The 22,725-nt window shown below is 63.7% G+C and carries 22 protein-coding genes, 1 tRNA gene and 1 pseudogene; 10 read left to right on the top strand and 14 right to left on the bottom strand.

The features are described from left to right. Nucleotides 1-8 precede the first annotated feature (8 nt). The 3 genes from ETW23_RS11735 to ETW23_RS11745 all read right to left on the bottom strand — a co-directional run bounded on the left by ETW23_RS11735 (nt 9) and on the right by ETW23_RS11745 (nt 2,752). Nucleotides 9-926, bottom strand: coding sequence for a DMT family transporter (locus ETW23_RS11735; protein WP_134830091.1), 918 nt, complete (start codon nt 924-926; stop codon nt 9-11). Next, on the bottom strand, nt 926-1,987 hold the full coding sequence (locus ETW23_RS11740) for a hypothetical protein (RefSeq protein WP_134830092.1): 1,062 nt from the start codon (nt 1,985-1,987) through the stop codon (nt 926-928). The genes ETW23_RS11735 and ETW23_RS11740 overlap by 1 nt, the downstream gene beginning before the upstream one ends. 63 nt (nt 1,988-2,050) lie before the next feature. Beyond that, on the bottom strand, nt 2,051-2,752 hold the full coding sequence (locus ETW23_RS11745; protein WP_205879895.1) for a DUF6749 family protein: 702 nt from the start codon (nt 2,750-2,752) through the stop codon (nt 2,051-2,053). 360 nt (nt 2,753-3,112) lie between these two features. Between ETW23_RS11745 and xth the strand changes: the two genes are divergently transcribed. Beyond that, nucleotides 3,113-3,919, top strand: a complete 807-nt coding sequence (gene xth / locus ETW23_RS11750) for an exodeoxyribonuclease III (protein ID WP_134830093.1) — start codon at nt 3,113-3,115, stop codon at nt 3,917-3,919. A gap of 99 nt (nt 3,920-4,018) precedes the next feature. Here xth and ETW23_RS11755 read toward each other — a convergent pair whose 3' ends face one another. Then, a complete protein-coding gene (locus ETW23_RS11755) occupies nt 4,019-5,185 on the bottom strand; it encodes an FAD-dependent monooxygenase (RefSeq protein ID WP_134830094.1) in 1,167 nt (388 codons plus the stop codon). 103 nt (nt 5,186-5,288) lie between these two features. After that, on the bottom strand, nt 5,289-5,711 hold the full coding sequence (gene dksA, locus ETW23_RS11760; protein WP_129372917.1) for an RNA polymerase-binding protein DksA: 423 nt from the start codon (nt 5,709-5,711) through the stop codon (nt 5,289-5,291). Nucleotides 5,712-5,897: 186 nt separating this feature from the next. Here dksA and ETW23_RS11765 point away from each other — a divergent pair, with 186 nt between their 5' ends. The 4 genes from ETW23_RS11765 (at nt 5,898) to ETW23_RS11780 (ending at nt 9,754) form a co-directional block, all read left to right on the top strand. After that, on the top strand, nt 5,898-6,737 hold the full coding sequence (locus ETW23_RS11765) for a MoxR family ATPase (RefSeq protein ID WP_129371227.1): 840 nt from the start codon (nt 5,898-5,900) through the stop codon (nt 6,735-6,737). Between the two features lie 198 nt (nt 6,738-6,935). Beyond that, nucleotides 6,936-8,306 carry a DUF2927 domain-containing protein gene (locus tag ETW23_RS11770; RefSeq protein WP_254695011.1) on the top strand — a complete coding sequence of 457 codons (1,371 nt, stop codon included), beginning with the start codon at nt 6,936-6,938 and terminating at the stop codon, nt 8,304-8,306. A 74-nt stretch (nt 8,307-8,380) separates the two neighbouring features. After that, the gene (locus tag ETW23_RS11775) at nt 8,381-8,548 is read left to right on the top strand and encodes a hypothetical protein (protein WP_129371228.1); all 168 of its coding nucleotides are present in this window, start codon (nt 8,381-8,383) and stop codon (nt 8,546-8,548) included. Nucleotides 8,549-8,569: 21 nt separating this feature from the next. Then, nucleotides 8,570-9,754: a VWA domain-containing protein gene (locus ETW23_RS11780; protein WP_129371229.1), complete on the top strand. Its 1,185-nt coding sequence runs from the start codon at nt 8,570-8,572 to the stop codon at nt 9,752-9,754. A 246-nt stretch (nt 9,755-10,000) separates the two neighbouring features. On the opposite strand, the gene ETW23_RS11785 is transcribed toward ETW23_RS11780, so the two are convergent. Beyond that, complete coding sequence (locus tag ETW23_RS11785; protein ID WP_134830096.1) at nt 10,001-10,369, bottom strand: hypothetical protein; 369 nt, start codon at nt 10,367-10,369, stop codon at nt 10,001-10,003. Between the two features lie 410 nt (nt 10,370-10,779). Between ETW23_RS11785 and minC the strand changes: the two genes are divergently transcribed. From minC to ETW23_RS11810, 5 genes are all read left to right on the top strand, one after another. Then, nucleotides 10,780-11,544 carry a septum site-determining protein MinC gene (gene minC / locus ETW23_RS11790; RefSeq protein WP_134830097.1) on the top strand — a complete coding sequence of 255 codons (765 nt, stop codon included), beginning with the start codon at nt 10,780-10,782 and terminating at the stop codon, nt 11,542-11,544. Between the two features lie 55 nt (nt 11,545-11,599). Continuing rightward, nucleotides 11,600-12,418: a septum site-determining protein MinD gene (gene minD / locus ETW23_RS11795; protein ID WP_205877415.1), complete on the top strand. Its 819-nt coding sequence runs from the start codon at nt 11,600-11,602 to the stop codon at nt 12,416-12,418. Nucleotides 12,419-12,421: 3 nt separating this feature from the next. Beyond that, nucleotides 12,422-12,685, top strand: a complete 264-nt coding sequence (gene minE / locus ETW23_RS11800) for a cell division topological specificity factor MinE (protein WP_129371233.1) — start codon at nt 12,422-12,424, stop codon at nt 12,683-12,685. 194 nt (nt 12,686-12,879) lie between these two features. Then, nucleotides 12,880-14,268, top strand: a complete 1,389-nt coding sequence (locus ETW23_RS11805; protein ID WP_254695012.1) for an HD-GYP domain-containing protein — start codon at nt 12,880-12,882, stop codon at nt 14,266-14,268. A 31-nt stretch (nt 14,269-14,299) separates the two neighbouring features. Beyond that, nucleotides 14,300-14,986, top strand: coding sequence for a M48 family metallopeptidase (locus ETW23_RS11810; RefSeq protein ID WP_134830098.1), 687 nt, complete (start codon nt 14,300-14,302; stop codon nt 14,984-14,986). 69 nt (nt 14,987-15,055) lie between these two features. Here ETW23_RS11810 and ETW23_RS11815 read toward each other — a convergent pair whose 3' ends face one another. From ETW23_RS11815 to ETW23_RS11850, 8 genes and pseudogenes are all read right to left on the bottom strand, one after another. Beyond that, the gene (locus ETW23_RS11815) at nt 15,056-15,598 is read right to left on the bottom strand and encodes an RSP_2648 family PIN domain-containing protein (protein ID WP_134830099.1); all 543 of its coding nucleotides are present in this window, start codon (nt 15,596-15,598) and stop codon (nt 15,056-15,058) included. Nucleotides 15,599-15,603: 5 nt separating this feature from the next. After that, complete coding sequence (locus ETW23_RS11820; protein WP_129371237.1) at nt 15,604-16,818, bottom strand: RSP_2647 family RNA methyltransferase; 1,215 nt, start codon at nt 16,816-16,818, stop codon at nt 15,604-15,606. 83 nt (nt 16,819-16,901) lie between these two features. Further along, on the bottom strand, nt 16,902-17,570 hold the full coding sequence (locus ETW23_RS11825; RefSeq protein ID WP_237454701.1) for a DUF6778 family protein: 669 nt from the start codon (nt 17,568-17,570) through the stop codon (nt 16,902-16,904). Nucleotides 17,571-17,743: 173 nt separating this feature from the next. Beyond that, the gene (locus ETW23_RS11830; RefSeq protein ID WP_134830100.1) at nt 17,744-18,013 is read right to left on the bottom strand and encodes a hypothetical protein; all 270 of its coding nucleotides are present in this window, start codon (nt 18,011-18,013) and stop codon (nt 17,744-17,746) included. Next, a pseudogene (locus ETW23_RS11835) lies at nt 17,997-20,800 on the bottom strand (bifunctional [glutamine synthetase] adenylyltransferase/[glutamine synthetase]-adenylyl-L-tyrosine phosphorylase). Before ETW23_RS11835 ends, ETW23_RS11830 begins: the two are co-directional and overlap by 17 nt. A gap of 580 nt (nt 20,801-21,380) precedes the next feature. Then, nucleotides 21,381-21,466 (bottom strand) — tRNA-Leu (locus ETW23_RS11840). Nucleotides 21,467-21,574: 108 nt separating this feature from the next. Next, nucleotides 21,575-22,099, bottom strand: coding sequence for a hypothetical protein (locus ETW23_RS11845; RefSeq protein WP_134830101.1), 525 nt, complete (start codon nt 22,097-22,099; stop codon nt 21,575-21,577). A 145-nt stretch (nt 22,100-22,244) separates the two neighbouring features. Beyond that, on the bottom strand, nt 22,245-22,715 hold the full coding sequence (locus ETW23_RS11850; RefSeq protein WP_129371240.1) for an Lrp/AsnC family transcriptional regulator: 471 nt from the start codon (nt 22,713-22,715) through the stop codon (nt 22,245-22,247). Nucleotides 22,716-22,725 lie beyond the last annotated feature (10 nt).

The raw sequence follows: 22,725 nt of genomic DNA on the forward strand, positions 1-22,725 counted from the left end.
ACCCGGCGCTAGGGATCGGTCTGCAGCCGTCCCTGGCCGCGCAGCCTTGGCAAGGCCGGGGCAAACTGATCCCAGACCAGATACAGACCGGACGCAATCACAATGGCACCGCCGATATAGGTGGTGGCTGGCGGAAACTCCCCAAAGAAGACTGAACCGATAACCGCCATCCAGATGAACTGCAGGTTCATCAGCGGGGTCACCGCATAAGAAGCCATAAGCCGCAACGCCACCACCAGCAGCCAGCGCGCGCCGAACAACAAGAAGGCATAGGCCGCAGCCCACCCCACATCAGCAAGCGGCATCGGCACCCATACAAACGGCAGCGCCAGCAGCATTGCGCCGCACAGCGTCAGGTTGGGATAGAACACCTGCGCCAGCGCGTTGCTTTCATAACGGCCGATAAACCGTGCCATGGTCATGGAAAACGTACCGGAAAGCACCGCACCAAAGGCCACGAAATGGCCCCAGGATGCATGCGCGTCCGCGTTGCCATGCGGCAGCAGAAACAACACGCCGCAAAATCCCGCGGCCAGCGCGATCCAGGCCGCCGGGCGCACCGGCTCTTTCAATACTGCTCCGGACATGGCGCCGGCCAGCAGCGGCATCAGGCCGATAAAGACAAACACTTCGGCAAAAGGCAGCAGCCGGAAGGCATAGAAGAAACAGACCGCAGCGATCAGCGTCGCCACGGACCTGAGAGCCATCGCCCGCGGGCAGCGGGTGCGGAAGCCGCCGCGCTGCGCCGGCAGCCGGTCCGCCAGCAGGCAGAACCCCACCACCATCGCACCGGACAGCGCATAAAGCTGCGCCGCCGCATACTGGCCCGCCAGCAATTTTGTGATCCCGTCGGCCGAAGCGATCAACCCGGTATAGGCCACCACCAGCAGCGCACCGCCCAAGGCCTGATTGCGGGTGCCGCCCATCACGCGGCCCCCGCGCTGCCCGCCCGGGCGAAACCTTCGAAAAATCCTGCAAACCTTGCACAGCTGCGCTCTGCCGCGGTGAGCAGCCCGTGCTCCTCCTCGCTCAGGGCAGCCTCGGCGCGCGCCTTCACTGCGCTCCAGCTGTTGCGCGCCATCCCGGCGTCGAAAACCGCTTCTGACAGGCTCCTCAAAATGCTCCCTCCCTGTTGCGCCGACACATGCATTCCGCCCATCGGGACCGCCTGCCGAAAGGCAGGACGCCCGGACATCAGCATGAGCCAGTTGACCACAAAATACTCGTGATACGCATCATGATGTCCATAAAATTCTCCCTTAGCGAGCATATAGGCCGAAACCTGCCGGTCAAGCCACGCCTCCCAGGCCGTAGGCGGCTGCTGGCCGGCAAACCGCAGCGCGATGCAGATCTCTGCCAGCAAGTCGGCGTTCTGATCCAAAAAGGCCACCAGACCGGCAAATTCCAGACTGGTGAGCGCCGCCTCCGGCAGGTCCGGATCGCGGCGGCCGTATTCAGAGAGATAGAAAACGATATGGGTCAGCTCGTAAGCTGCTTTCTTGTTGGGAATGGCAAAGGTCTGAGGGTTTGAGATGAAACCGCGCAGCCGGTCGTCCAGCCCGTCATCACGCAGATCTATCCCGCGCCGCGCCAGCAGCCGCCGGGCCTCGGCGCGCTGCAAATCGGACAGCTCGGCCTGCGCCAGCCCCTGCTTTGACACCCAGCCTGCCAGTTGCGCCCCGGTCTGCCCCGGCAGACCCAGATCCTCCAGGTCCAGGCAGATCGACAGGATAAAGCGGTAATACTGCCGGAAAAAACTGATATGACGCGCCGCACCATCGTAAAATTGCTGCAAGGGCTGCAGGGCATCAGCGGCAACATCCGCCCCGGTGCATTCCAGAATATTCAGCAGCTCGGCGTTCTCTTTGAGCCAGAACACGTCCTCCTGGCTGCGCCGGTGCGTTGCGAAACCGGAAATCAGCGTCTCTTGCGCACAGGCCCGGGACTGGCGGGCGGCAGGAGAGAAAAACGGGATGATCTGGGCCATGGGAACCTCGTTCGGATAAATGCGGCGCGATACCGGCGGCCCCGGACACAGGGCCGCCCAAAGTCAGGGACCGGCAGCAAAACCGGCCCTGCCCGGATCAGCTGCCCGAGGAGAACAGCCGGGTGGCATCGCCCGCGCTGGTCCGTGCCGCCGTTGCGGGGCAGAACCGGAAGAGAACAGATGCGTCCCCTCGCCCGCGCCCGTCCTGGCCGCGGCAGCCGGGGCTGAACCGGAGGAGAACATCTCTGTCAGATCGCCGGCACCGGTTTCGGCCTGCGCAGCGGGCGCCGAACCGGAGGAGAACATTTCCGTCAGATCACCTGCCGCGGTTTCATGTGCCGCCGCAGGGGCTGAACCGGAAGAATACATTTCTGTCAAATCCCCGGACGCAATCTCTGATTGATCCGCAGGTGCTGACCCTGAGGAAAACATTTGCACCTGATCACCTGCGGCGGCATCGCTTTGAGCAACAGGAGCGGAGCCGGAAGAGAACATCTCTACCAGATCGCCAGCTGCGGTTTCGCTGCGGGCCGCAGGCGCTGAACCGCTGGAGAACAACCCGGTTTCCCCGCCGGCCCAGCTTTGCGCGGCCTGCGGCATGGACCCGGAAGAAAACAACGAAACACCTTCACCCGCAGTCAGCTCCGCGAAACATTCAGGTGCTGAACCAGAGGAGAACATCTCTGCCCCGCCGCCCTCGAACAGGCTGGCGCCTGCGGTTTGACGGGCTGCATGGATGGTCTGGATTTTGTGCTGAGCAGTCATTTGGAACCCCATTCATTAAGGACAAAAGGCTCCACAACGCTGGCACGGACACCGCGCAGCGCAAATAGAAAATGCAATTTCACATTGTAATTTCTAGTGCGGATTACATTAACTTCAACTCGCTATTTTTTGTGCAATTTCAATTATTTCAATTCATCCACAGCTTATTCACCGCGTTATTCACACGTATATTATTGCAAAATAAAGAAACTCAACCTGAGGGGTACTTTTCACCTGTGCAAAACAGCCATGATTCGCCGTGCCGCAAGTGATTCCCGAATCGTGCTTCGGGCTTGCCCCGCGACGCTGATTCAGCGATAGATCGGCCTCGGATAAAGCAATCTGTGCCGGAGGCAAGCCATGAAAATCGCCACATTCAATATCAATGGCATCAAGGCCCGGGCGCAGGCGCTGCCGGACTGGCTGGATGAAGCCCAGCCCGACGTGGCGGTGCTGCAGGAGATCAAATCGGTCGACGAAGCGTTTCCGCGCGAAATGCTGGAAGAGCGCGGCTATAACGTCGAAACCCACGGCCAGAAAAGCTTTAACGGGGTGGCAATCCTGTCAAAGCTGCCGCTGGAGGATGTGCGCCGCGGCCTGCCCGGTGATGACAGCGACGAACAGGCCCGCTGGATCGAGGCCACGGTGGTCGGCAAGCAGGCGATCCGCATCTGCGGCCTGTACCTGCCCAATGGCAACCCGGTTGAGCTGGAGCCGGACGGCAGCCCGGTGGCGGGCGGAAAATATGCCTATAAACTAGCCTGGATGGCACGGCTGAAGGCGCGCGCCGAAGCATTGCTGGCGGAAGAGATGCCGGCACTGATGGCCGGTGACTACAACATCATCCCGCAGGCCGAGGATGCCAAGCGCCCCGAAGCCTGGCTGGAGGACGCGCTGCACCGGCCCGAAAGCCGTGCCGCGTTTCAGCGGATCGTCAACCTTGGCTTCACCGAAGCCTTCCGCGCCCGGCACCAGGGGCCAGGGCATTATTCCTTCTGGGATTACCAGGCTGGTGCGTGGAACCGCGACGACGGCATCCGCATCGACCATTTCCTGCTGACCCCGCAGGCCGCGGATCTGCTGCGCGATTGCCAGATCGACAAGGATGTGCGCGGCCGTGAAAAACCCTCGGACCACGTGCCGGTCTGGGTCGAGCTGGATATCTAGCGCTATCCGCGCCGCGCACCAGCGCGGCGCCCGGCCCAACACTTTCGGGTTCATTTCATATGAACCCGAAAAGGGGCGGGAGCCGCCCGCCGGCCCTGCTCAGGCGGTGACGTCGTGGCGGTAGATCCAGTCAAACTGGCTGACCATCTTGCCCGGTGCAAAGCGGCCGCCCAGCTTAAGCACCTGATGCGCAGGCCAGCTGAGCGGTGCGCGCAGATGGTATTTCCAGGCGTTTTTGCCGGCCGCCTGCACCACCTTTTCAGCCCGTTCGCGGCGGCGGGACTGGTAAACGGCCAAGCCGCGCGCGATATCCGGCGCTTCCTGCAGGGATCGGGCCAGCACCCAGGCATCCTCCAGCGCCAGATTGGCGCCCTGCGCCATGAAGGGCAGCGTCGGATGCGCCGCATCGCCCAAGATGGCGGTGTTTTCGCCATGCCAGCTGGCCGCTACCGGGTGGCGGAACAGACCCCACAGCAATACATCCTCCACTGCTTCCAGCAGCGCAGCGGCGGTGCCGCCGAAACCGGAAAAGGCGGCGCGCAGGTTGGCGGGATCATCCTTGAAATTCCAGCCCTCGTCGGCCCAGGCGCGGCGTTCCTGCACCGCAACCAGGTTCATCAGACTGCCATCGCGCAAGGGGTAAGCCACCAGATGCCGCCCCGGCCCCATGAACACCTGCGCCTCGGCGGGCAGGTCCAGATGGTTTGGAACAGTGGCGCGCCAGGCCACCTGGCCGGTGAAAAAAGGCGTTCGTTCGCCGTTCAGCGCCACGCGGGCTTTCGAGTGCAGCCCATCAGCGCCCACCACCAGATCACCGCCGCATTGCGCACCATTGCTGAGGTGGACGACAGGCTGCAGGCCCGGTTCGACCCGGTCCGCCCGTTGCAGCAGCCGCACCTGCACACCGTCGCGGCGGGCGGCACCGGCCAGAATGCCGACCAGGTCGGAGCGGTGCACAAAGTAGTACGGATGCCCCGCTGAATATTCATCAAGATCCAATCGCAGCACCTGATCGCCGCGCCGGTGGCCGCGCAGCACCACGGCACGGGCGCGCTGCGAGCACCAGGCCAGATCATCGGCCAGCCCCAGCGCCCTTAGCACAGCCACGCCGTTGGGAGTGATCTGCAGGCCCGCGCCCACTTCGGAGATCGCCTCGGCCTGCTCCAGCACAGTGACGGAGGCGCCAAAGCGGCGCAGCGCCAAGGCTGCGGTCAAGCCGCCGATCCCGGCGCCGATGACGGTTATTTTCAGGCCTTTGAGTTCCATGGGCTCCCGCAGATTCTCCGCTTGCACCCAATGAAACAAAAAACGCCGGAGCAAAAGGCCCCGGCGTCATGAATTCGCGCGTTTTCACTGCCAATGGCGGCGGTTAATCGTCGCGGTGGACTTTTTCGCGGCGCTCGTGGCGTTCCTGGGCCTCAAGGCTCATGGTTGCGATCGGACGTGCATCCAGACGTTTCAGCGAAATCGGATCGCCGGTCACTTCGCAGTAGCCGAATTCACCCTCGTCGATGCGGCGCAAGGCCGAGTCGATTTTGGCGACCAGCTTGCGCTGGCGGTCACGGGTGCGCAGTTCCAGCGCGCGGTCGGTCTCTTCGCTGGCACGGTCGGCAACATCCGGGATGTTGCGGGTGTTGTCCTGCAGCCCTTCGATGGTATCGCGGCTGTCGGACAGCAGATCCTGTTTCCATTCCAATAGTTTGCGTCGGAAATACTCAAGCTGCCGGTCGTTCATGAACGGCTCATCTTCAGCCGGTCGGTAGTCGTCCGGCAGAAACACTTCTTGCTTCATTTCGGCTCCTTCGGTCTGGCCCATAATGCTGGTCATAATTTGCACCTGAACATTTTGGCTCCCCCTCTGCCGCAGCGTTTATCCCCATCGGAAGGGAATGTCACTACACAATAGTGGCGCCGTTTGGTTAAAACCGTGATAACAACTTGGCGCCGTGGCACCGATCATGACTGGAACAGGAAAGATATGCAATTTCAGGGCACTAAAGAATATGTCGCAACAGATGATTTGAAAGTTGCGGTGAATGCGGCGGTGACGCTGGAGCGTCCGCTGCTGGTTAAGGGCGAGCCGGGCACGGGCAAAACCGAGCTGGCAAAACAGGTTGCCAGCGCCCTGGGGCTGCGGATGATCGAGTGGAACGTGAAGTCCACCACCCGCGCCCAGCAAGGCCTGTATGAATATGACGCCGTCAGCCGGTTGCGCGACAGCCAGCTGGGTGATGCGCGCGTGAATGATGTGAAAAACTACATCAAGAAGGGCAAGCTGTGGGAAGCCTTTGAAGCCGGTGAGAAGGTCGTGCTGCTGATCGACGAGATCGACAAGGCCGACATCGAGTTCCCGAACGACCTGTTGCAGGAGCTCGACAAGATGGAGTTCCACGTCTACGAGACCGGCGAGATGGTCAAGGCAAAGCACCGGCCCGTCATGATCATCACCTCGAACAATGAAAAAGAGCTGCCGGACGCCTTTTTGCGGCGCTGCTTCTTTCACTACATCCGCTTTCCGGATGCTGAAACGATGAAAAAGATCGTCGAGGTGCACCATCCCGGCATCAAGGACAGCCTGCTGACCGCCGCGCTGACCCAGTTCTACGAGATCCGCGAGACGCAAGGCCTGAAGAAGAAACCCTCGACCTCCGAGGTGATCGACTGGCTGAAGCTGCTGCTGGCCGAGGATCTGAGCCCTGAGGACATCGCCCGTGACGGCGCCGATGCGCTTCCGAAACTGCATGGGGCGCTGCTGAAGAACGAACAAGACGTGCATTTGTTCGAACGGCTGGCCTTCATGGCGCGTGGCCGCCGCTGAACGGCCTTGAGGCCGGAACAGGCAGGCGCATTGCCTGGCGGCTGCCTGTTTCGCTTCAAATTGCTGCCGCATTCCCCTATCAGAGGAAACAGAGCCGGGCAGCACAGCCCGGGCTGATAGGAGACGCCCCGAGTGCCCGCTGACGCTGCCCCGGTTTCACAAATCTCTGTCCAACACCCGCCCCGCAGGCCTGCCGTCTTGCGCGTGCTTAGGGCGGCGGCAGCCGGGCTTGCTGTGGCTGCGCTGGCTGCCTGCGCGCCCCCCGGCGGGCGGGCCGCAGCGCCGACCCGCGCCGCAGCCGCGCCGGTTGCGCTGCCGCCGGTCAAGGTGTTCACCGCCGGCCGCGCGCAGCCGCCGCAGCGCTCCAATGCCGATATCGCGCGGGATTTTCTGGATCTGCACTTCAGGCTGGAAGGCGGCAGCACCCTGCCCCAGTTCACCCGGTTCGAGACCCCGATCACCCTGCGTGTGACCGGCACGCCCGCACCGGGGTTCAACCGCGATCTAAGCGCGCTGCTGACCCGGCTGCAGACCGAGGCCGGGATCCCGGTCCGCCGGGTGTCCGGCGGCGAAGCCAGTATCACCATCCAGTCGGTTTCCCGCGCCGAGATCCGCCGGGCCTTGCCCAAGGCCGCCTGTTTCGTGGTCCCCAATGTCTCGTCGCTGCGTGAATACCGCCGCAACCGGCGCAGCCCGCGCACCAATTGGTCGCTGCTGCGCAACCGCGAGAAGCTGGCGGTATTCATCCCCAATGACGTCAGCCCGCAGGAGGTGCGTGATTGCCTGCACGAGGAGCTGGCGCAGGCGCTTGGTCCGCTGAACGATCTCTACCGGCTGCCGGATTCCATTTTCAACGACGACAATATCCATGCAGTGCTGACCGGCTTTGACATGCTGATTCTGCGCGCAACCTATGCGCCCGAGCTGCGCACCGGCATGAGCCGGGCCGAGGTGGCCGCGCGGCTGCCTGCGGTGCTGGCGCGGCTGAACCCGCGCGGCGCGCGCACCGCGGCGCAGCGGCTGCCGGAAACCCCGCGTGCCTGGTCAGCCGCCTATGAGCAGGCTTTGGGCCCGCAAGCCTCGCTGCGGGACCGGCTGCGCGCCGCCAACAGGGCCGCGGAGATTGCCCGCGACCTGGGCTGGCAGGACCACCGCCGGGCCTTGAGCCATTACACATTGGGCCGGATGCTGCACGTCCGCGAACCCGAGCTGGCATTGCAGCATTTCCTGACTGCACAGACATATCTGCAAGGTCTGCCCGGCACCCGGATGCACCAGGCCAAACTGGCAGTGCAGCTGGCGGCCTATGAGATTGCCACCGGCAATGGGGGCGCCGCGCTGGCGCGGCTGACCCCTGCTGTGGCAGCCGCGGCCGAACATGAGAACGCCGCCCTGCTGTCGACCCTGCTGATGCTGCAGGCCGAAGCGCTGGAGTTGCAGGGCCGCGTGGTGGAGGCGCGCCGGGTCAGGCTGGACAGCCTGGGATGGGCACGCTACGGGTTCGGCCCGGATTGGGTGGTCGAGGCCCGGCTGGAAGAGATTGCCGCGCTGCGCCCCTCGGCCCCTTGATCCTGAGCGTGCAGACTGGACCTGAAACACCGGGCCTGAAAGACTGATCTGAAAGACAGGAAACGGAAAACACCATGATTGTAATCGCCGGCTTGGTGCTGGGCGCCGTTATTGGCGCAACGAAGGCCCGCAAACGTGGCGGCAATACCCTGGACATGCTGCAATACGGGGCTGTCTATGCCATCGTATTTGGTATGATCGGGCTGCTGGCAACCATCCTGACCCACCGGGTGCTGGCGTAACTGTTCAGCAAAGGCGCCGCGATGTTCCAGCCCTTCTTTGAAAACCTGCGCAAGGCGGCCATTCCGGTGTCTTTGCGCGAATACCTGACCTTTCTCGAAGGCATGAAGGCGGGGCTGGCGACCTACGACATCGAGGCGTTCTACTTCCTTGCCCGTGCGGCAATGGTGAAGGACGAGCGCAACATCGACAAGTTCGACCGCGCCTTCGCCGCCACATTCAAAGGCCTGGAGGCGATCCCGGCCGAGGCCGTGATGGAGGCCGTGGACATTCCCGAAGACTGGCTGCGCAAGATGGCGGAAAAACATCTGAGCGCAGAGGAGAAAGCCGAAATCGAGGCGCTTGGCGGCTTTGAGAAATTGATGGAGACGCTGCAGGAGCGGCTGAAGGACCAACAGGGCCGCCATCAGGGCGGCAATAAATGGATCGGCACCGCGGGCACCTCGCCCTTTGGCGCCTATGGCTACAATCCCGAGGGCGTGCGCATCGGCCAGAAGGAAAGCCGCCACCAGCGCGCGGTCAAGGTTTGGGACAAGCGCGAGTTCAAGAACCTGGACGGCGATGTCGAGCTTGGCACCCGCAACATCAAGGTGGCCCTGAAACGGCTGCGCCGCTGGGTCCGCCAGGGCGCGCATGAGGAGCTGGATCTGGACCGCACCATCCGCTCCACCGCCGAGCATGGCTATCTGGATGTAAAGACCCGGCCCGAGCGGCACAATGCGGTGAAGGTCCTGCTGTTCCTGGACGTGGGCGGCTCAATGGATCCGCATATCAAGGTGGTGGAGGAGCTGTTCTCGGCGGCGCGGACCGAGTTCAAGCATCTGGAGTACTATTACTTTCACAATTGCTTGTATGAAGGCGTGTGGCGCGACAACCGACGGCGCTGGGGCGAGAAGACCCCGACCCATGAGGTTCTGCGCACCTACGGGCCGGACTATAAATGCATCTTTGTGGGTGACGCCTCGATGAGCCCATATGAGATCGCCTATGCCGGCGGCGCCAATGAGCATTGGAACGAGGAAGCAGGCCAGGTCTGGCTGCAACGCGCGCGTGACGCCTGGGGGGCAAACCTGTGGATCAACCCGGTGCCGGAGAAATACTGGGACTACACTCATTCGATCGGCATGATCCGCGAGATCTTCGAAGGCGCCATGGTGCCGATGACGCTGGACGGGCTGGAACGCGGCATGCGCGAGCTGTCGCGCTAGGCTTTTCTTCCTGACAGCCGGCGGGCCCAACCGGGCGCCGCAAGACTCAGCGGCCCTCCCGCGCCTGCAGATGCGCCGGCTGGCGCCAGCGCCCCTTGGCAGCCTTGGGCATGGCATCCTGCCAAGGCAGGATGCGCGCCGGACCTTTAGGTCCGGCGCCGGGCCCAACCGGGAGGCCGGCATTTCAGATGCAGGCCGGACGGGCGGGAGCCACGCTTTGCGACTCCGTTCTGCGCTTTTCTGCTGCTAAACGCCCCAAAGCCCCCAGCCGCCCAAAGCCGCGACCGGTACGAACAGCCAGCCTTGCGGCAGCAGCCCATAGCCCGTGCTGCGCAGCGGCGGCACCACGATGCCGATCACCGCAGTCACCGCCGCCAGAGCTGTTCCCGCCAGCGCCATGTCAGCCGAGCCGCGGGCGCCGAGAAACAGGAACAGAGCCATCAGGCCCAGATAGCCGGTCACCAGATGCCAGCAGAACAAGGTGGTTTCGCGCACGACATCCGGCAGCTGACGGTCCTGTGCCAGCGGTACCGCACATTCCCGGCCCCCGATGCAAGCGTGAACACCCATCCACAGGGCCGCCAGCGCTGACGCCGCAAGTAAAGTCCACTGCATCGCAATTCTCCAATTTCTTAATAAAATCAATACCGCCGGTCAAATGTGCAACCTGGCAGCCTATTCAAACCATGCCAAGGCGGAGGGCACCACTGGCAAATACGCCGCAGAGGCTGCGGCTGGGGCGGCGCTACTCCGGCACTGTTGATTGCGCCCCGCGGCGTTGTGCCGCCGCCGCTGGTTCCAGAGGGCGGCTGGGCAATGCTCCCGCCCCGGCCGCGCGGACAGCAATTCTTTTTTGCACAACCTGAAGCAGTTTGCCCGCGGAATTCCGCCGCTGAGAACCACATCCGGCGCATGTCCGCCGAAGCAGTCTGGGACCGGTTGAACGGGCCGCCCCGCAACCGCTATCCGTAAGGAAAAGAAGAAGCGGCAATACAAAGGCCGCAATCCCCGAGCAGGAGCCTCGCGTGAGCGTGCCGCATCAAGACATCCCTCCCCGTGGCGGTGCCCCCGCCGCTGCCATAAAGCCGTTTCAGATCCGCGGGCGGTATTTCACCGCCGTTGCGCTGCGCCCCGAGGACGGGCCGCTGGACAAGGCGTTTTATGCGGCCCTTGACGCGCAGCTGCGCTGGAGTCCGCATTTCTTTGACGGTGCGCCGCTGATCCTGGATCTGGCCCAGGCGCCGGGGCTGACCCGCCCGGCTGAGCTGCGGGCACTGACCGACAGCCTGCGCAGCCGCGGCCTGGCAGTGTTCGGGGTGCAAAACGCCTCGCCCTCGCAGGTGGCCGCCGCCGAAGACGCCGGGCTGATTACCATTGCCAGCGGCAAGGATGCGCCGCTGAACACCGAAGGTCCGGCCCGCCCCGGTACCCGGCGGGAATTGCCCAAGAAATTGCGTCCACCGCAAAACCGGCTGATCACCCAGCCGGTGCGGTCCGGCCAGACGGTTGTGGCCGAAGGCGGCGATCTGGTGGTGGTCGGGCCGGTCAGTTCCGGCGCCGAGCTGATTGCGCGCGGCAGCATTCATGTCTATGGCCGCCTGCGGGGCCGCGCCATGGCTGGTGCCGAGGGTGACGAGGAGGCGCGGATCTTCTGCAACAGCCTGGACGCCGAGCTGCTGGCAGTGGCCGGGCTGTACCGGACAAGCGAAAATTTGGAACCGGAGCTGTTGAACCGCCCTGTGCAGGTGTTCCTGCAGGATGGACGGCTTTGTGTGGAGACCCTGGGATGAGCGCAGGGATAAGGAAGGCAGAACGATGAGCAAGGACCTGAAACTGGAAGAGCCGCTGGGCAAGGTGATCGTGGTCACCTCGGGCAAGGGCGGCGTTGGCAAGACCACCACATCCGCTGCCGTCGGCGCCGAGCTGGCGCGGCGCGGCCACAAGACGGTCGTGATCGATTTCGACGTGGGTTTGCGCAACCTGGACATGATCATGGGCTGTGAACGCCGGGTGGTGTTCGACTTTATCAATGTCATTCAGGGCGACGCCAAGCTGAAGCAGGCGCTGATCCGCGACCGGCGTCTGGAGACGCTTTCGGTGCTGCCGACCTCGCAGACCCGCGACAAGGATGCGCTGACCAAGGATGGCGTCCAGAAGGTGCTGGAAGAGCTGCGTCAGGAGTTCGACTATATCATCTGCGACAGCCCTGCGGGCATTGAACGCGGCGCCCAGATGGCGATGCATTTTGCCGATGAAGCGATTGTGGTGACCAACCCCGAAGTGTCCTCGGTGCGCGACAGCGACCGGGTGCTGGGCCTGTTGAACAGCATCACCGACCGGGCGGGCAAGGCCGGTGCGGAGCCAATCAAGGCGCATGTGCTGATTACCCGTCACGACAAGTCCCGCATCAGCAACGGTGAAATGATGACGGTAGAGGATGTGCTGGAAGTTCTGGCAGAGCCGCTTTTGGGGATCATCCCTGAAAGCAAGGCAGTGCTGCGGGCCTCCAATCTCGGGGTGCCGGTAGTACTGGATGACCCTTCTGCGGCGGCCACCGCCTATGAGGACGCGGTGGGCCGGCTGATCGGCGAGCAGATTGAGATGCGGATTGCCGCCGACCGGCGGCCCGGCCTGCTGCAGCGGCTGTTCGGGCGGGCGGTGTAGGGCATGTTCGGTTTTTCCCTCCGCCCCCGCAAAGCCTCGGCCAGCACTGCCAAGGAACGGCTGCAGATCCTGCTGGCGCATGAACGCAGCAGCAGCGGCGGTGTCCGCCCCGACTGCCTGCCGCAATTGCAGCGCGAGATCCTGGAAGTGATCCGCCGCCATATGCAGATCGGCGACGAGGCGATCGACATCCGCATGGAACGCGGCGATGAGCTGTCGAGCCTGGAAATCAACATCGAGTTTCCCGGCAAGCTGGGCATGAACTGAACTGCCCGTCGGGGCAGTGCATGTCCCGGCAGTTTTATTAAATTCCGGCGCGAATTCCCCAACCCGCCCGCGCCGGGGTAAGGGCAGGTTAAGCCTGCCCGTGGTGTCATGGGCCTTCCGCATCTTTCGCGCAGAAGGCCCATGACTATCTTAAATCAGAATTCGCACCTTGCCGGTGCCGCCCCCAGGAAACCTTGCGGCTGGGGGAGCTTCTTGGCGCGCTCAGCCATGCGCTGGACATGACCGAAGGCCAGCCCAAGGGGCATTGCCTGCGCTGCTGCTGGATCGGCATGCAGGTGGCAGCAGAGCTGAGGATGGCGCCGCAGGCGCGCTCCGACCTCTATTTCACTTTGCTGATGAAGGATCTGGGCTGCAGTTCCAATGCCGCCCGCATCTGCCAGCTGTACAAGACCGACGACCTGTCCTTTAAGCGCGATTTCAAAACGGTGAACGGCCTGCGCCAGGGGCTGGGTTTTCTATGGCGCAACACGGCCGGCGGCACCGCGGCCTGGACCCGGCTGAAAACCCTGAAACAGGTGCTGGCAAGGAACAGCAGCATAGCCGCAGAGATGATCGACACCCGCTGCAACCGGGGCGCGGCAATTGCCCGGCAGATGCGGTTTTCCGAAGCTGTGGCCGAAGGCATCGCCGGCCTGGATGAGCATTGGAACGGCGGCGGCCTGCCGCAGGGCCTGGCGGGCGATGCAATCCCGCTGTTTTCGCGCATTGCGCTGATGGCGCAGGTGGTGGATGTCTTTGCCGCCGAGCGGGGGATCGAGGGTGCCGCAGCAGAGCTGGAGCGGCGTGCGGGCACATGGTTCGATCCCGATCTGGTGCCGGTCTTCACCTCGGTGATCCGCCGTCCGCGCTTTCTGCCGGATCTGTGGGATCCCGGGCTGGAAGCAGAAGTGCTTGCCACCCCGCAGGCCCGGCACATTCATCCGGTGGATGAGGATTACCTGGATGAAATCAGCGAGGCGTTTTCATTGGTGATCGACGCCAAAAGCCCCTTTACTCACGGCCATTCGCGGCGGGTTGCGCGCTACACCGGCATGATCTGCGATCAGCTGGGCTACTCCCCGGAACGGCGGCGCTGGATGGTGCGGGGGGCGCTGCTGCACGACATTGGCAAGCTGGGTATCCCCAATACTATTCTGGACAAGCCGGGCAAGATGACCGAGGCGGAAATTGCCAGGATGAAGCAGCATCCGGTGCTGGGTCATCAGGTGCTGAGCCGGATTTTCGCCTTCCGCGAGCTGGCGGATGTGGGCGCGGCGCACCACGAGCGGCTGGATGGAAAAGGCTACCCTTACGGTCTGGACGCCGGCCGGCTGAGCCAGGAGATGCGGATTTTGGCAGTGGCCGATATCTTTGACGCGTTGACCGCGGACCGGCCCTATCGCGCTGCGCTGCCGCTGGATGAGACTTATGCAATCATGGACAAACTGTCGGGGCCTGGAATTGATCCGGACTGCTATGCAGCACTGCAGGACGCGGTCACTGCCAGCGGCTGGCCGTCAGGCCAGGACAGGCTGCCGCAGGAAAGCGGATGGGTGGCAGCGGATCATGCAGAAACCGCTTGAGCCTGGCAGGGTCAGCCCCCATATCTGAAGCATGCTGCGCCTTCTGCCCATTCTGCTGGCCGTCGCTTACGGCCTTGTGATGTACCGGATTTCGATCTGGCGCACCCACCGTGAGCTGGACCAGCGCTCAACCGAGCTGGCGGATGCGCGGCTGAAAGGGCTGACCGACCGGCTGGCGGCGGCGCTGGAGATTGCCCGCATCCCGGTGCATATCTATGAGGTCGATCCGGTCAACGGGCTGGCGGCGCCGGACGGGCGGATCTTTATCACCCGCGGGTTTTACCGCAAGTATCAGAACGGCGAGGTCAGCGCCGAGGAAATGGCATCGGTGATTGCCCATGAGCTGGGCCATGTGGCGCTGGGGCATGCGAAGAAACGGATGATCGATTTCTCCGGCCAGAACGCGCTGCGCACGGCGCTGATGATGATCCTGGGCCGCTACATTCCCTTTATCGGGCCTTGGATAGCCGGGGTGCTGACCGGTTTGATCGCAGCGCGGCTGTCGCGCGGCGATGAGTATGAGGCAGATGAATATGCCGCCGCATTGCTGACCAAGGCGGGCATTGGCCTGGCGCCGCAGAAAAGCCTGTTCACCAAACTGGAAGAGCTGACCCAGGCGCGCGCGGGCATGGCGCCGGCCTGGCTGATGAGCCATCCGAAAACCGAAGAACGCATCGCCGCGCTGGAGCGGCTGGAAGCGAAATGGGCCAAGGGCTGAGCTGGCTGAGGGCATGAGGGGCCTGCCCCTCATACTCCCCGGAGTATTTGCAGAAAGATGAAGAAACAGTCAGCCGGCCAAGGCTTTGGCCAGCCTTGGAAGCCGGGCCTTCTTCAGCAACGGGCGGATCTCCCAGTTGCCGCCGGAGAGGCGGTTGGCCTCGGCCAGGACTTGGCTGCCCAAGGCCTCCATGCCTGCGCTGTCCTGCAGCCAGAAGCGGTAGAGGAGTTCGTCCGCGCCGATACGCTCCAGGCCTTCCTCGGCCAGGGTGTGACGGGGGAAGTCCTTGTTGTTGAGGGTAACAATTGCGTCGGCGTGGCCGGTGATGGCGGCGGCCAGCACATGGATGTCGGCGCTGTCGGGCAGCCAGAGGCGGGATTCAACGCCCGGAGCTGCCGGCACTTCGGCCTTGGGCCAATTGGCGCGGGCCAGCGCGGTCTCGGCCTTGGCCTGCGCCGCGCCTTCGGGGCCGAGTTTCAGCGCCGCGCGCTCCCATTCGCCCAGGATGCGCGCAGACCAGAGCGGGGTGAAATGCCCCAGCCTGGCCGCGCCCAGCAGCATCTCCCGCATCACGGTCGGGTACAGCACGCAGGTGTCCAGGAGCAGCTTCATCCCCGTCAGTCCAGCCGGAAGAACACGGCCTTAAGGTAGCCGCTTTCCGCCAGCTGCGGCAGCTGCGGGTGGTCGGGGCCGGCATAGCCGGTGTGGATCAGCGTGCCGCGGCGGCCGGATCTGCCGATGCCGCGGGCCGAGGCGTTGCGGAATTTGGCGAGATCCGCCGCGTGCGAGCAGGAGCAAAGCCCAAGGTAGCCGCCGGGTTTCACCAGCGGGGCGGCCAGTTTGGCAATGCGTTCATAGGCCCGCAAGCCCGCCTCCAGCGCCTGTTTCGAGGGCGCAAAGGCGGGCGGGTCGCAGATAACCACGTCGAAGTTTTCGCCTTCCTTCTGCAGCGCGTCCAGCACGTCGAACGCATCGCCCTGGCGGGCGGTGAACCTGTCCTTGTGGCCGCTGGCTCCGGCGCCCCGGGCCGCCAGCTCAAGTGCGGCGGCGGAGCCGTCAACACAGGTGGCGTGCGCGGCCCCCCCTGCCAGCATCGCCAGGCCAAAGCCGCCGACGTGGGAGAACACATCCAGCACCTTGGCGCCCTGCCCTGTGAGGCGGGCGGCAAAGGCGTGGTTTTCACGCTGATCGAAGAACAGCCCGGTTTTCTGACCGCCGGTCAGGTCGGCCATATAAGTGGCGCCGTTCATCTGCACCGGCACAGGTGCGGCGGGCGTTTCGCCCAGCAGGGTCTGGTTCTGATCGTCCAGCCCTTCCAGAGTGCGGGTGCGGCCAGCGGCGTTTTTCAGGATCACGTCTGCACCGGTCACATCCGCCAGCGCCGCGGTGAGTATGTCCAGATGCATTTCGGCCCAGGCGGCGTTGGGCTGAACCACGCAAGCGGCGCCGAACCGGTCGATGACCACGCCGGGCAACCCGTCGGATTCGGCATGGACCAGCCGGTAGAAGGGCGCGTCATACAAGCGTTCGCGCATCTCCAGCGCGCGGGACAGGCGGGCAGCGAACCAGGCCTGATCAATCACCGCTTCCGGATCGCGGTCGAGCATCCGGGCGATGATCTTGCTGTCCGGGTTCACCGAGACCAGCCCCAGCGGGCGCTGCGCCTCATCCTCCAGCACCGCCAGGGTGCCGGGCGCCAGATTGCGGGTGCGGCGGTCGGTCACCAGTTCGTTGGCATAAACCCAGGGAAACCCGTGCCGGATGGCGCGGGCGTTGGATTTGGGTTTCATTTTCACGCGGGGGCGCTGATGCGCATCTGAGGAGGCTGTCATGGGGTCCTCATAGCCTTAAGCCCGGAACAGGAAAAGGGGCCGCATGGCCCCTTCCCGCAGAACTTCGCCGCTGCGCCTTGGCTTTATTGCAGCGCCTGCAGCAGCCCCAGACGCGGATTCCGGTAGCTGCCGGGTTTGGTCAGCTCCTGGCGGACCACATTGGCCAGGTGGCCGGTGATGCGGATTTTTTGGGTCTGGCCGCGCGACATGGCTTCCAGGGCGCGGGCGCCGCCAAAGGCTTTGAGATCGGCCTCGATGGTTTTTTCCGGGCGAAGCAGGGCGCCGGTGGCCGGATCGGTGAGCCGCATCTTGAAGGTGATGGCGTGAATGCCGCCGGTGGTGTAGCGCGCCTTTTGGGTCAGGGCGTGAAAGCGCTGCAGTTCGATATGCAGATCGGCCTCGATCGCGCCGCCCATGCCGGTGCTGCCGGCCTCCATGGCGCGCTGCACGATTGCCTGCACCTGGGCGTGGCGGTCGCCGTAAGGATCCTCGCGCCAGACAATATCGCCTTTGGGCAAATAGCTGTTGGCCTCGGAAACGGAGAGGCTGCGCGGCACATCGACGGTAACGCGGCTGACCCGCAAAGCCGGCACCGGATCCACCTGCGGCAGAGTTTCATAGCCGTCGGGCACGTGCACCGCCGCGTCGGGCACCGGCTCGAACGGCAAGTTGCGCGACGGCACGTCCACCGAGGCGCAGGCGGACACCATCAGCCCGAGGGAGACGAATGCGAGGCTGCGGAAGATGTTCATGGCTCTGCTCCTTACCGTTTTCAAGCCGCCGGATCAGGGACCGGCAGGCGGGTTCAACAGCAGGATGCGTGTCAATCGGGGCAGAATTGGGACAATTTAAGTCCAATTTAGCGAAAAATTAACGAATGTTTATGACCGGTCAACGATTGCCCCGGCCTGCCCCGTCGCTGCTATCACCGCGCGCGCGAACGCCAGCCGCCGCGGCGGCGCGGTGTGGCGCTGCCTTCCAGCCCGTCGCGCAGCACTGCGGTCATCGGATGGTCCGGATCTGCGTTGCCGTACATCTCCAGCAATGCGTTGATATCTTTCCGGCTGTCGCGGGCAGCGTCCATGCCCAACGCCCAGTCAAAGAAAATGCTGCGGCATTGCGCGTCCGTAATGCCGTCGATCCGGTAGGATTCGTAAATCAGACCGCGCGGGTCCTGTTCAGTGCTGCCCTTCATCCGCCCCATCCCTTTCCAAGGCCTCTGCAATCAGCGCCGCACAGCGTTTGTAACGGGTCTGCAGCTCCTGCTCCAGCGCATCCAGCCGGGCGTATCCGGTGGTGCGGCAGAGGAACTGCGCACCGCCCTCCCCGATCGTCTCCGCCTCGATGGCTTTGCCGGAAAGCAGCCGCGCGGCACTTTGCACCGACCAGAATAGCCGGTAACTGGCGGTCAGGTATTCTGCATCCGCGTCATTCAGCCATCCGGCAGCGACAGCACCCAGCAGGCCGGAAGCCACATCGCGCGCCACCGAGTCGGAAGTAAGCGCGCCGGCTTGCGATAAAAGCTCGATATCCATCATCCGGCCGGCGCCGTTTTTGGCGTCCCACAGACCTGATGGCGCCTTGGCGGCGGCCAGCCGCACGCGCATTTCCGACACCTCCTGAAGCACCTTGGCCAGATTCCGCGGCTGGGCCAGGAAAGCGGCGCGGAAGGTTTCGATTTCGGCGGCAAGGGCGGCCTCGCCCGCAACCACCCGCGCCCGGGTCAGCGCCAGATGCTCCCACACCCAGGCCTCGTTCTGCTGGTAATTGGTAAAACCGGCCAGGCTGACTGCCACCGGACCCTGATTGCCCGAAGGCCGCAGGCGCATGTCGACCTCGTAAAGCTTGCCCTGCGCCATCGGCGCCGAAAGCGCAGTGACAAAGGCCTGGGTCAGCCGGGCGAAATAGGGCCGCGTGGCCAGCGGGCGCTTACCCTCGGACATATCCGCATCGCCCGGGTCATAGATCACGATCATGTCGAGATCGGATTGCGAATTGATCTGCCCTGCCCCAGCGATCCCATGGCCAGAACCGCCGCGCCGCGTCCCGGCGGGGGGCCGTGCTTGCGGGAAAACTGCGCCACCACTACCGGAGCGAGGCCGGCAATCACCACCTCGGCCAATTCGGCGTATTGGACACCCGCCCGATGGCCGTCGATCAGCCCGCGCAGGTGATGCACGCCGATGCGGAAGTGCCATTCCTTGCACCAGCGGCGGGTGGCATCAAGCCGGGCCTCATAGTCGCCTTCCTGAGCCAGCCGTTTTTTCAGTTCCGCCCGCAGCTGCTCTGCCCCCGGCCAGGGATCAAAGAAGGAACCGCCGATCACCGCATCAAACACCCCGGAATTGCGGGACAGAAAACTGGCCAGCTCGCGCGAGGTGCCGGCGATATCCACCAGCAGATCGATCAGCTGCGGGTTGGCGCCGAACAGCGAGAACAGCTGCACCCCGGCCGGCAGCCCGGACAGGAAACCGTCCAGCGCTACCAGGGTCTCGGCCGGTTTGGCGGTTTTGGCGACGCGTGACAGCAGCTCCGGTTTCAGCCGTTCAAATATCCGCGCCCCGCGGGAGGAGCGCAGCGCCGGATAGGTCGGCCAGGGGGCGATGATGGCGCCGTCCAGCTTGGCGGTGTCCTCTGCGGTGTCAGCTGCAGTTGGCGTGCCGCCGGGCGAGAAGAACCCCTCGGTCAGCTCATGCACTTCGGTCAGCCGGTCCCTGATTTGTGCTGTCAGGTCCGCCGGATCGCAGTCCATCAGGCAGGCGATACGGGCAATGCCGTCCTCGGATTTGGGCATCTGGTGGGTTTGCGCGTCATGCACCATCTGAATGCGGTGCTCGACCTCGCGGTGGGCGCGGTAATGGGCCGACAGGGTTTCAGCGGTGCCCGGCGGCACCCAGCCCTTGTCTGCAAGGGCGGCCAGCCCCTCGACGGTGCCGCGCAGGCGCAAGGCTTCGTCGCGCCCGCCGGCGATCAGTTGGCGGGTCTGGGTAAAGAACTCAATCTCGCGGATACCGCCGCGGCCCAGTTTCATATCGTGGCCCGGCACATGCAGGGCGCCGCCGGTGCCCTTGTTCTCGCGGATGCGCAGGCGGATGTCATGGGCGTCCTGGATGGCGGCGAAATCCAGGTGACGGCGCCAGATAAAGGGCCGCAGGGTGGTCAGGAACCGCTCTCCCGCCGCGATGTCGCCCGCACAGGGGCGTGCCTTGGTGTAGGCGGCGCGTTCCCAGGTTCGGCCCAGGCTTTCGTAGTAGCGCTCTGCCGCTTCCATCGCCAGGCAGACAGGGGTGACCGCCGGATCCGGGCGCAGCCGCAGGTCGGTGCGGAACACATAGCCGTCGCCGGTGCGGTCGCTGAGGATGGCACACATGTTCTTGGTTGCGCGCACCATGCCCTGGCGCGCCTCAAAGAAGTCATCCGGGTCGAACCGGGTTTCATCGAACAGGCAGATGAGGTCGATGTCAGAGCTGTAGTTCAGCTCATGCGCGCCCATTTTACCCATCGCCAGAATAGTAAGCCCGCCTGCGGTTTCCACATCATCCCCGGTCAGGCCCGGCAGTTTTTTGCGGCGGATCAGGTTGGCGATTTCGGATTTTATGGCGACGTCTGCACACAGCGCCCCGAATTCCGTCAGCGCCCCGGTCACCTGTTCCAGGCTCCAGCCGCCGCTGAGATCGCACAGCGCCGTCAGCAGCGCCAGCCGCCGTTTGGCCTGGCGCAGGCCCGGTTTCAGCCCGCTGCCTTCGAGCGCCCGGCAGTCTGCAAAGACCGCCGCCAGCGCGGCGTCAGGATCCTGCAGCGCCTGCGGCAGCCAGGCCGCCTCGCGCGCGGTCAGCTCCTTAAGATACGGGCTGGAGCCGCAGGCGCCTGCCACCAGTTCAGCAAACGCGCCGGACAGTTCCGGCACCAGGCTGCGCGCCTCGGCGCCAAGGCCGGGATCAAAAGGGCGGGGAATGCGGGAGATGTTCAGGGCTGTGGTCATGCGCCGAGACTGTTCCCGCCGCAGCGGCGCGTCAATGGCCGAATTGCCGCTGCCCAGTACAGGTTTACCTAAGGTCAGGAAAACCTGAATGGATAAACAGTCCAAGTTAAGATATCGTTAATACACGGTCATGCTCCGGTTCCCGGGGCCGTTTCGATGTAAAGAGTATCTTGTTAACAGGGGATGCCGGGCTGTGCTGGCAATACCCCGGCTCTGCTTGGGACCTTGCGTATTTTGCAGTGCCGTCCCCTGCCCGGCTTGTGTATCCGGAGCATGACCGTGCGATCCTCTGCTAAATGCGATCCTCTGCTGATCCTGAGCTTGGCGCTGTTTGCCAGAGTGTTTGCGATGTTTCGCAGAGCAATGAGCAGCAAGCGTCCGGGTGCGCATTTTCAAACTATTGCGTAACTTCCTGTCAAACCCTTGGAATATATACGATAACGGGCCACTGGCAGTGAAGAAAACCATCCTCAAAACCGCATTCAAAGCACCCTTGGCCTTCGACCGTCAAAACGGCGCTCGAACTCCGCAAGCATCTGTAATATTTGAGTTTTTGGGATTTTTTCATCTGAATGTATAATGGTGCGGACGGCGGGACTCGAACCCGCACGGCCATAAGGCCAGGAGATTTTAAGTCTCCGGTGTCTACCATTCCACCACGTCCGCACAGGGCGCTGCCAAGCGGCGCCTTTGCAGCAGGTCTAGCCTTCTGAATTCATGCGGACAATCGGTTTTCAGCGTTTTGCAGGAATTTTTCCCGCGGTGCAGGCGCCGCTACAATTCCGTATCCCCCGCCCCTGCAGGTGCCAAGGGCCCGCCCGGGTCAGCCAGATAACGCTCTGGCAGCCAGGGGTTCAACGCCAGCGCCTCGGCCAGAGCTGCGCGTGCTTCCTCCAGCCGCGACAGGCCGTAGAGCGACAGTGCCCGTCCGCTCATCGCGGCAATATGGCGGGGCGACAGATGCACCGCCCGGTCCAGATCACGAAGGGCAGCGGCAAAATCCCGGCGCAGGTAATGCACAAAGGCGCGCTGGTTGTAGCCCTCGGCATAGTCCGGGCAGTAGGCGATCAGCTGATCGAAATCCTCCAAAGCCCCCAGAAAATCAAAGGACGTGCGCCTTGTCATCCCGCGGTCAAGCATCGCCTGAGCCTGCGCATCCGGCGCGTCGGCCCAAAACGCCCACATCCGGTTGGCAATTTCGCGCGCCTGGTCCTCGGTGCCGGCCTTCTGTACCTCGTGCAGCAGCCCGTCCAGCCGGGCGCTGTGGTCTGGCGCTGCCGGGCAATCGGACGCCTGCACCGGATCCGTCAGACCCAAAGTCAGAAAGAGCGCTGCGGCGCATGCAAGATTTTGAGGGGCACGAAGCAAGGCAAGACACATACCCCATGCTGGCATATTTTGGCATTCAATCAAGTCAACTGCGCGTGCGCGCATTCCTTCTGCCTTACAAAGGCGCCAATGCACCGTCTTCCTTTACCGCTTCCATCGCCACATAGGTCGAGGTTGAGGCGACATGCGGCAGCGAGGAAATCTTTTCCCCCAGCACTGCCCGGTAATCGGTCATCGAGCGGGTCCGCACCTTCAGCAGGTAGTCGAAATGCGACGCCATCATATAGGCCTGTTCGATCTCCGGCAGTTTCGCCACCGCCGCGTTGAACTTGACCAGCGCCGCCTCGCGGGTGTCGTCCAGCTTCACCTCGACAAAGGCGACGTGATCCAGCCCCAGCCGGATCGGATCCACCAGGGCGCGGTAACCGGTAATGATGCCCTCCGCCTCCAGCCGCCTGAGCCGGGTCTGGGTGGGTGTTTTCGACAGGCCGATTTTGCGGGCCAGATCGGCAATCGAGATCCGGCCGTCCTCGCTCAGCACATTCAGAATCGCCCGGTCGAACCGATCCAGTTCAGGAAAGTCCATTTGCACTTCT

Source organism: Leisingera sp. NJS201, from assembly GCF_004535885.1.
In the GTDB taxonomy this organism is placed as follows: Bacteria; Pseudomonadota; Alphaproteobacteria; order Rhodobacterales; family Rhodobacteraceae; genus Leisingera.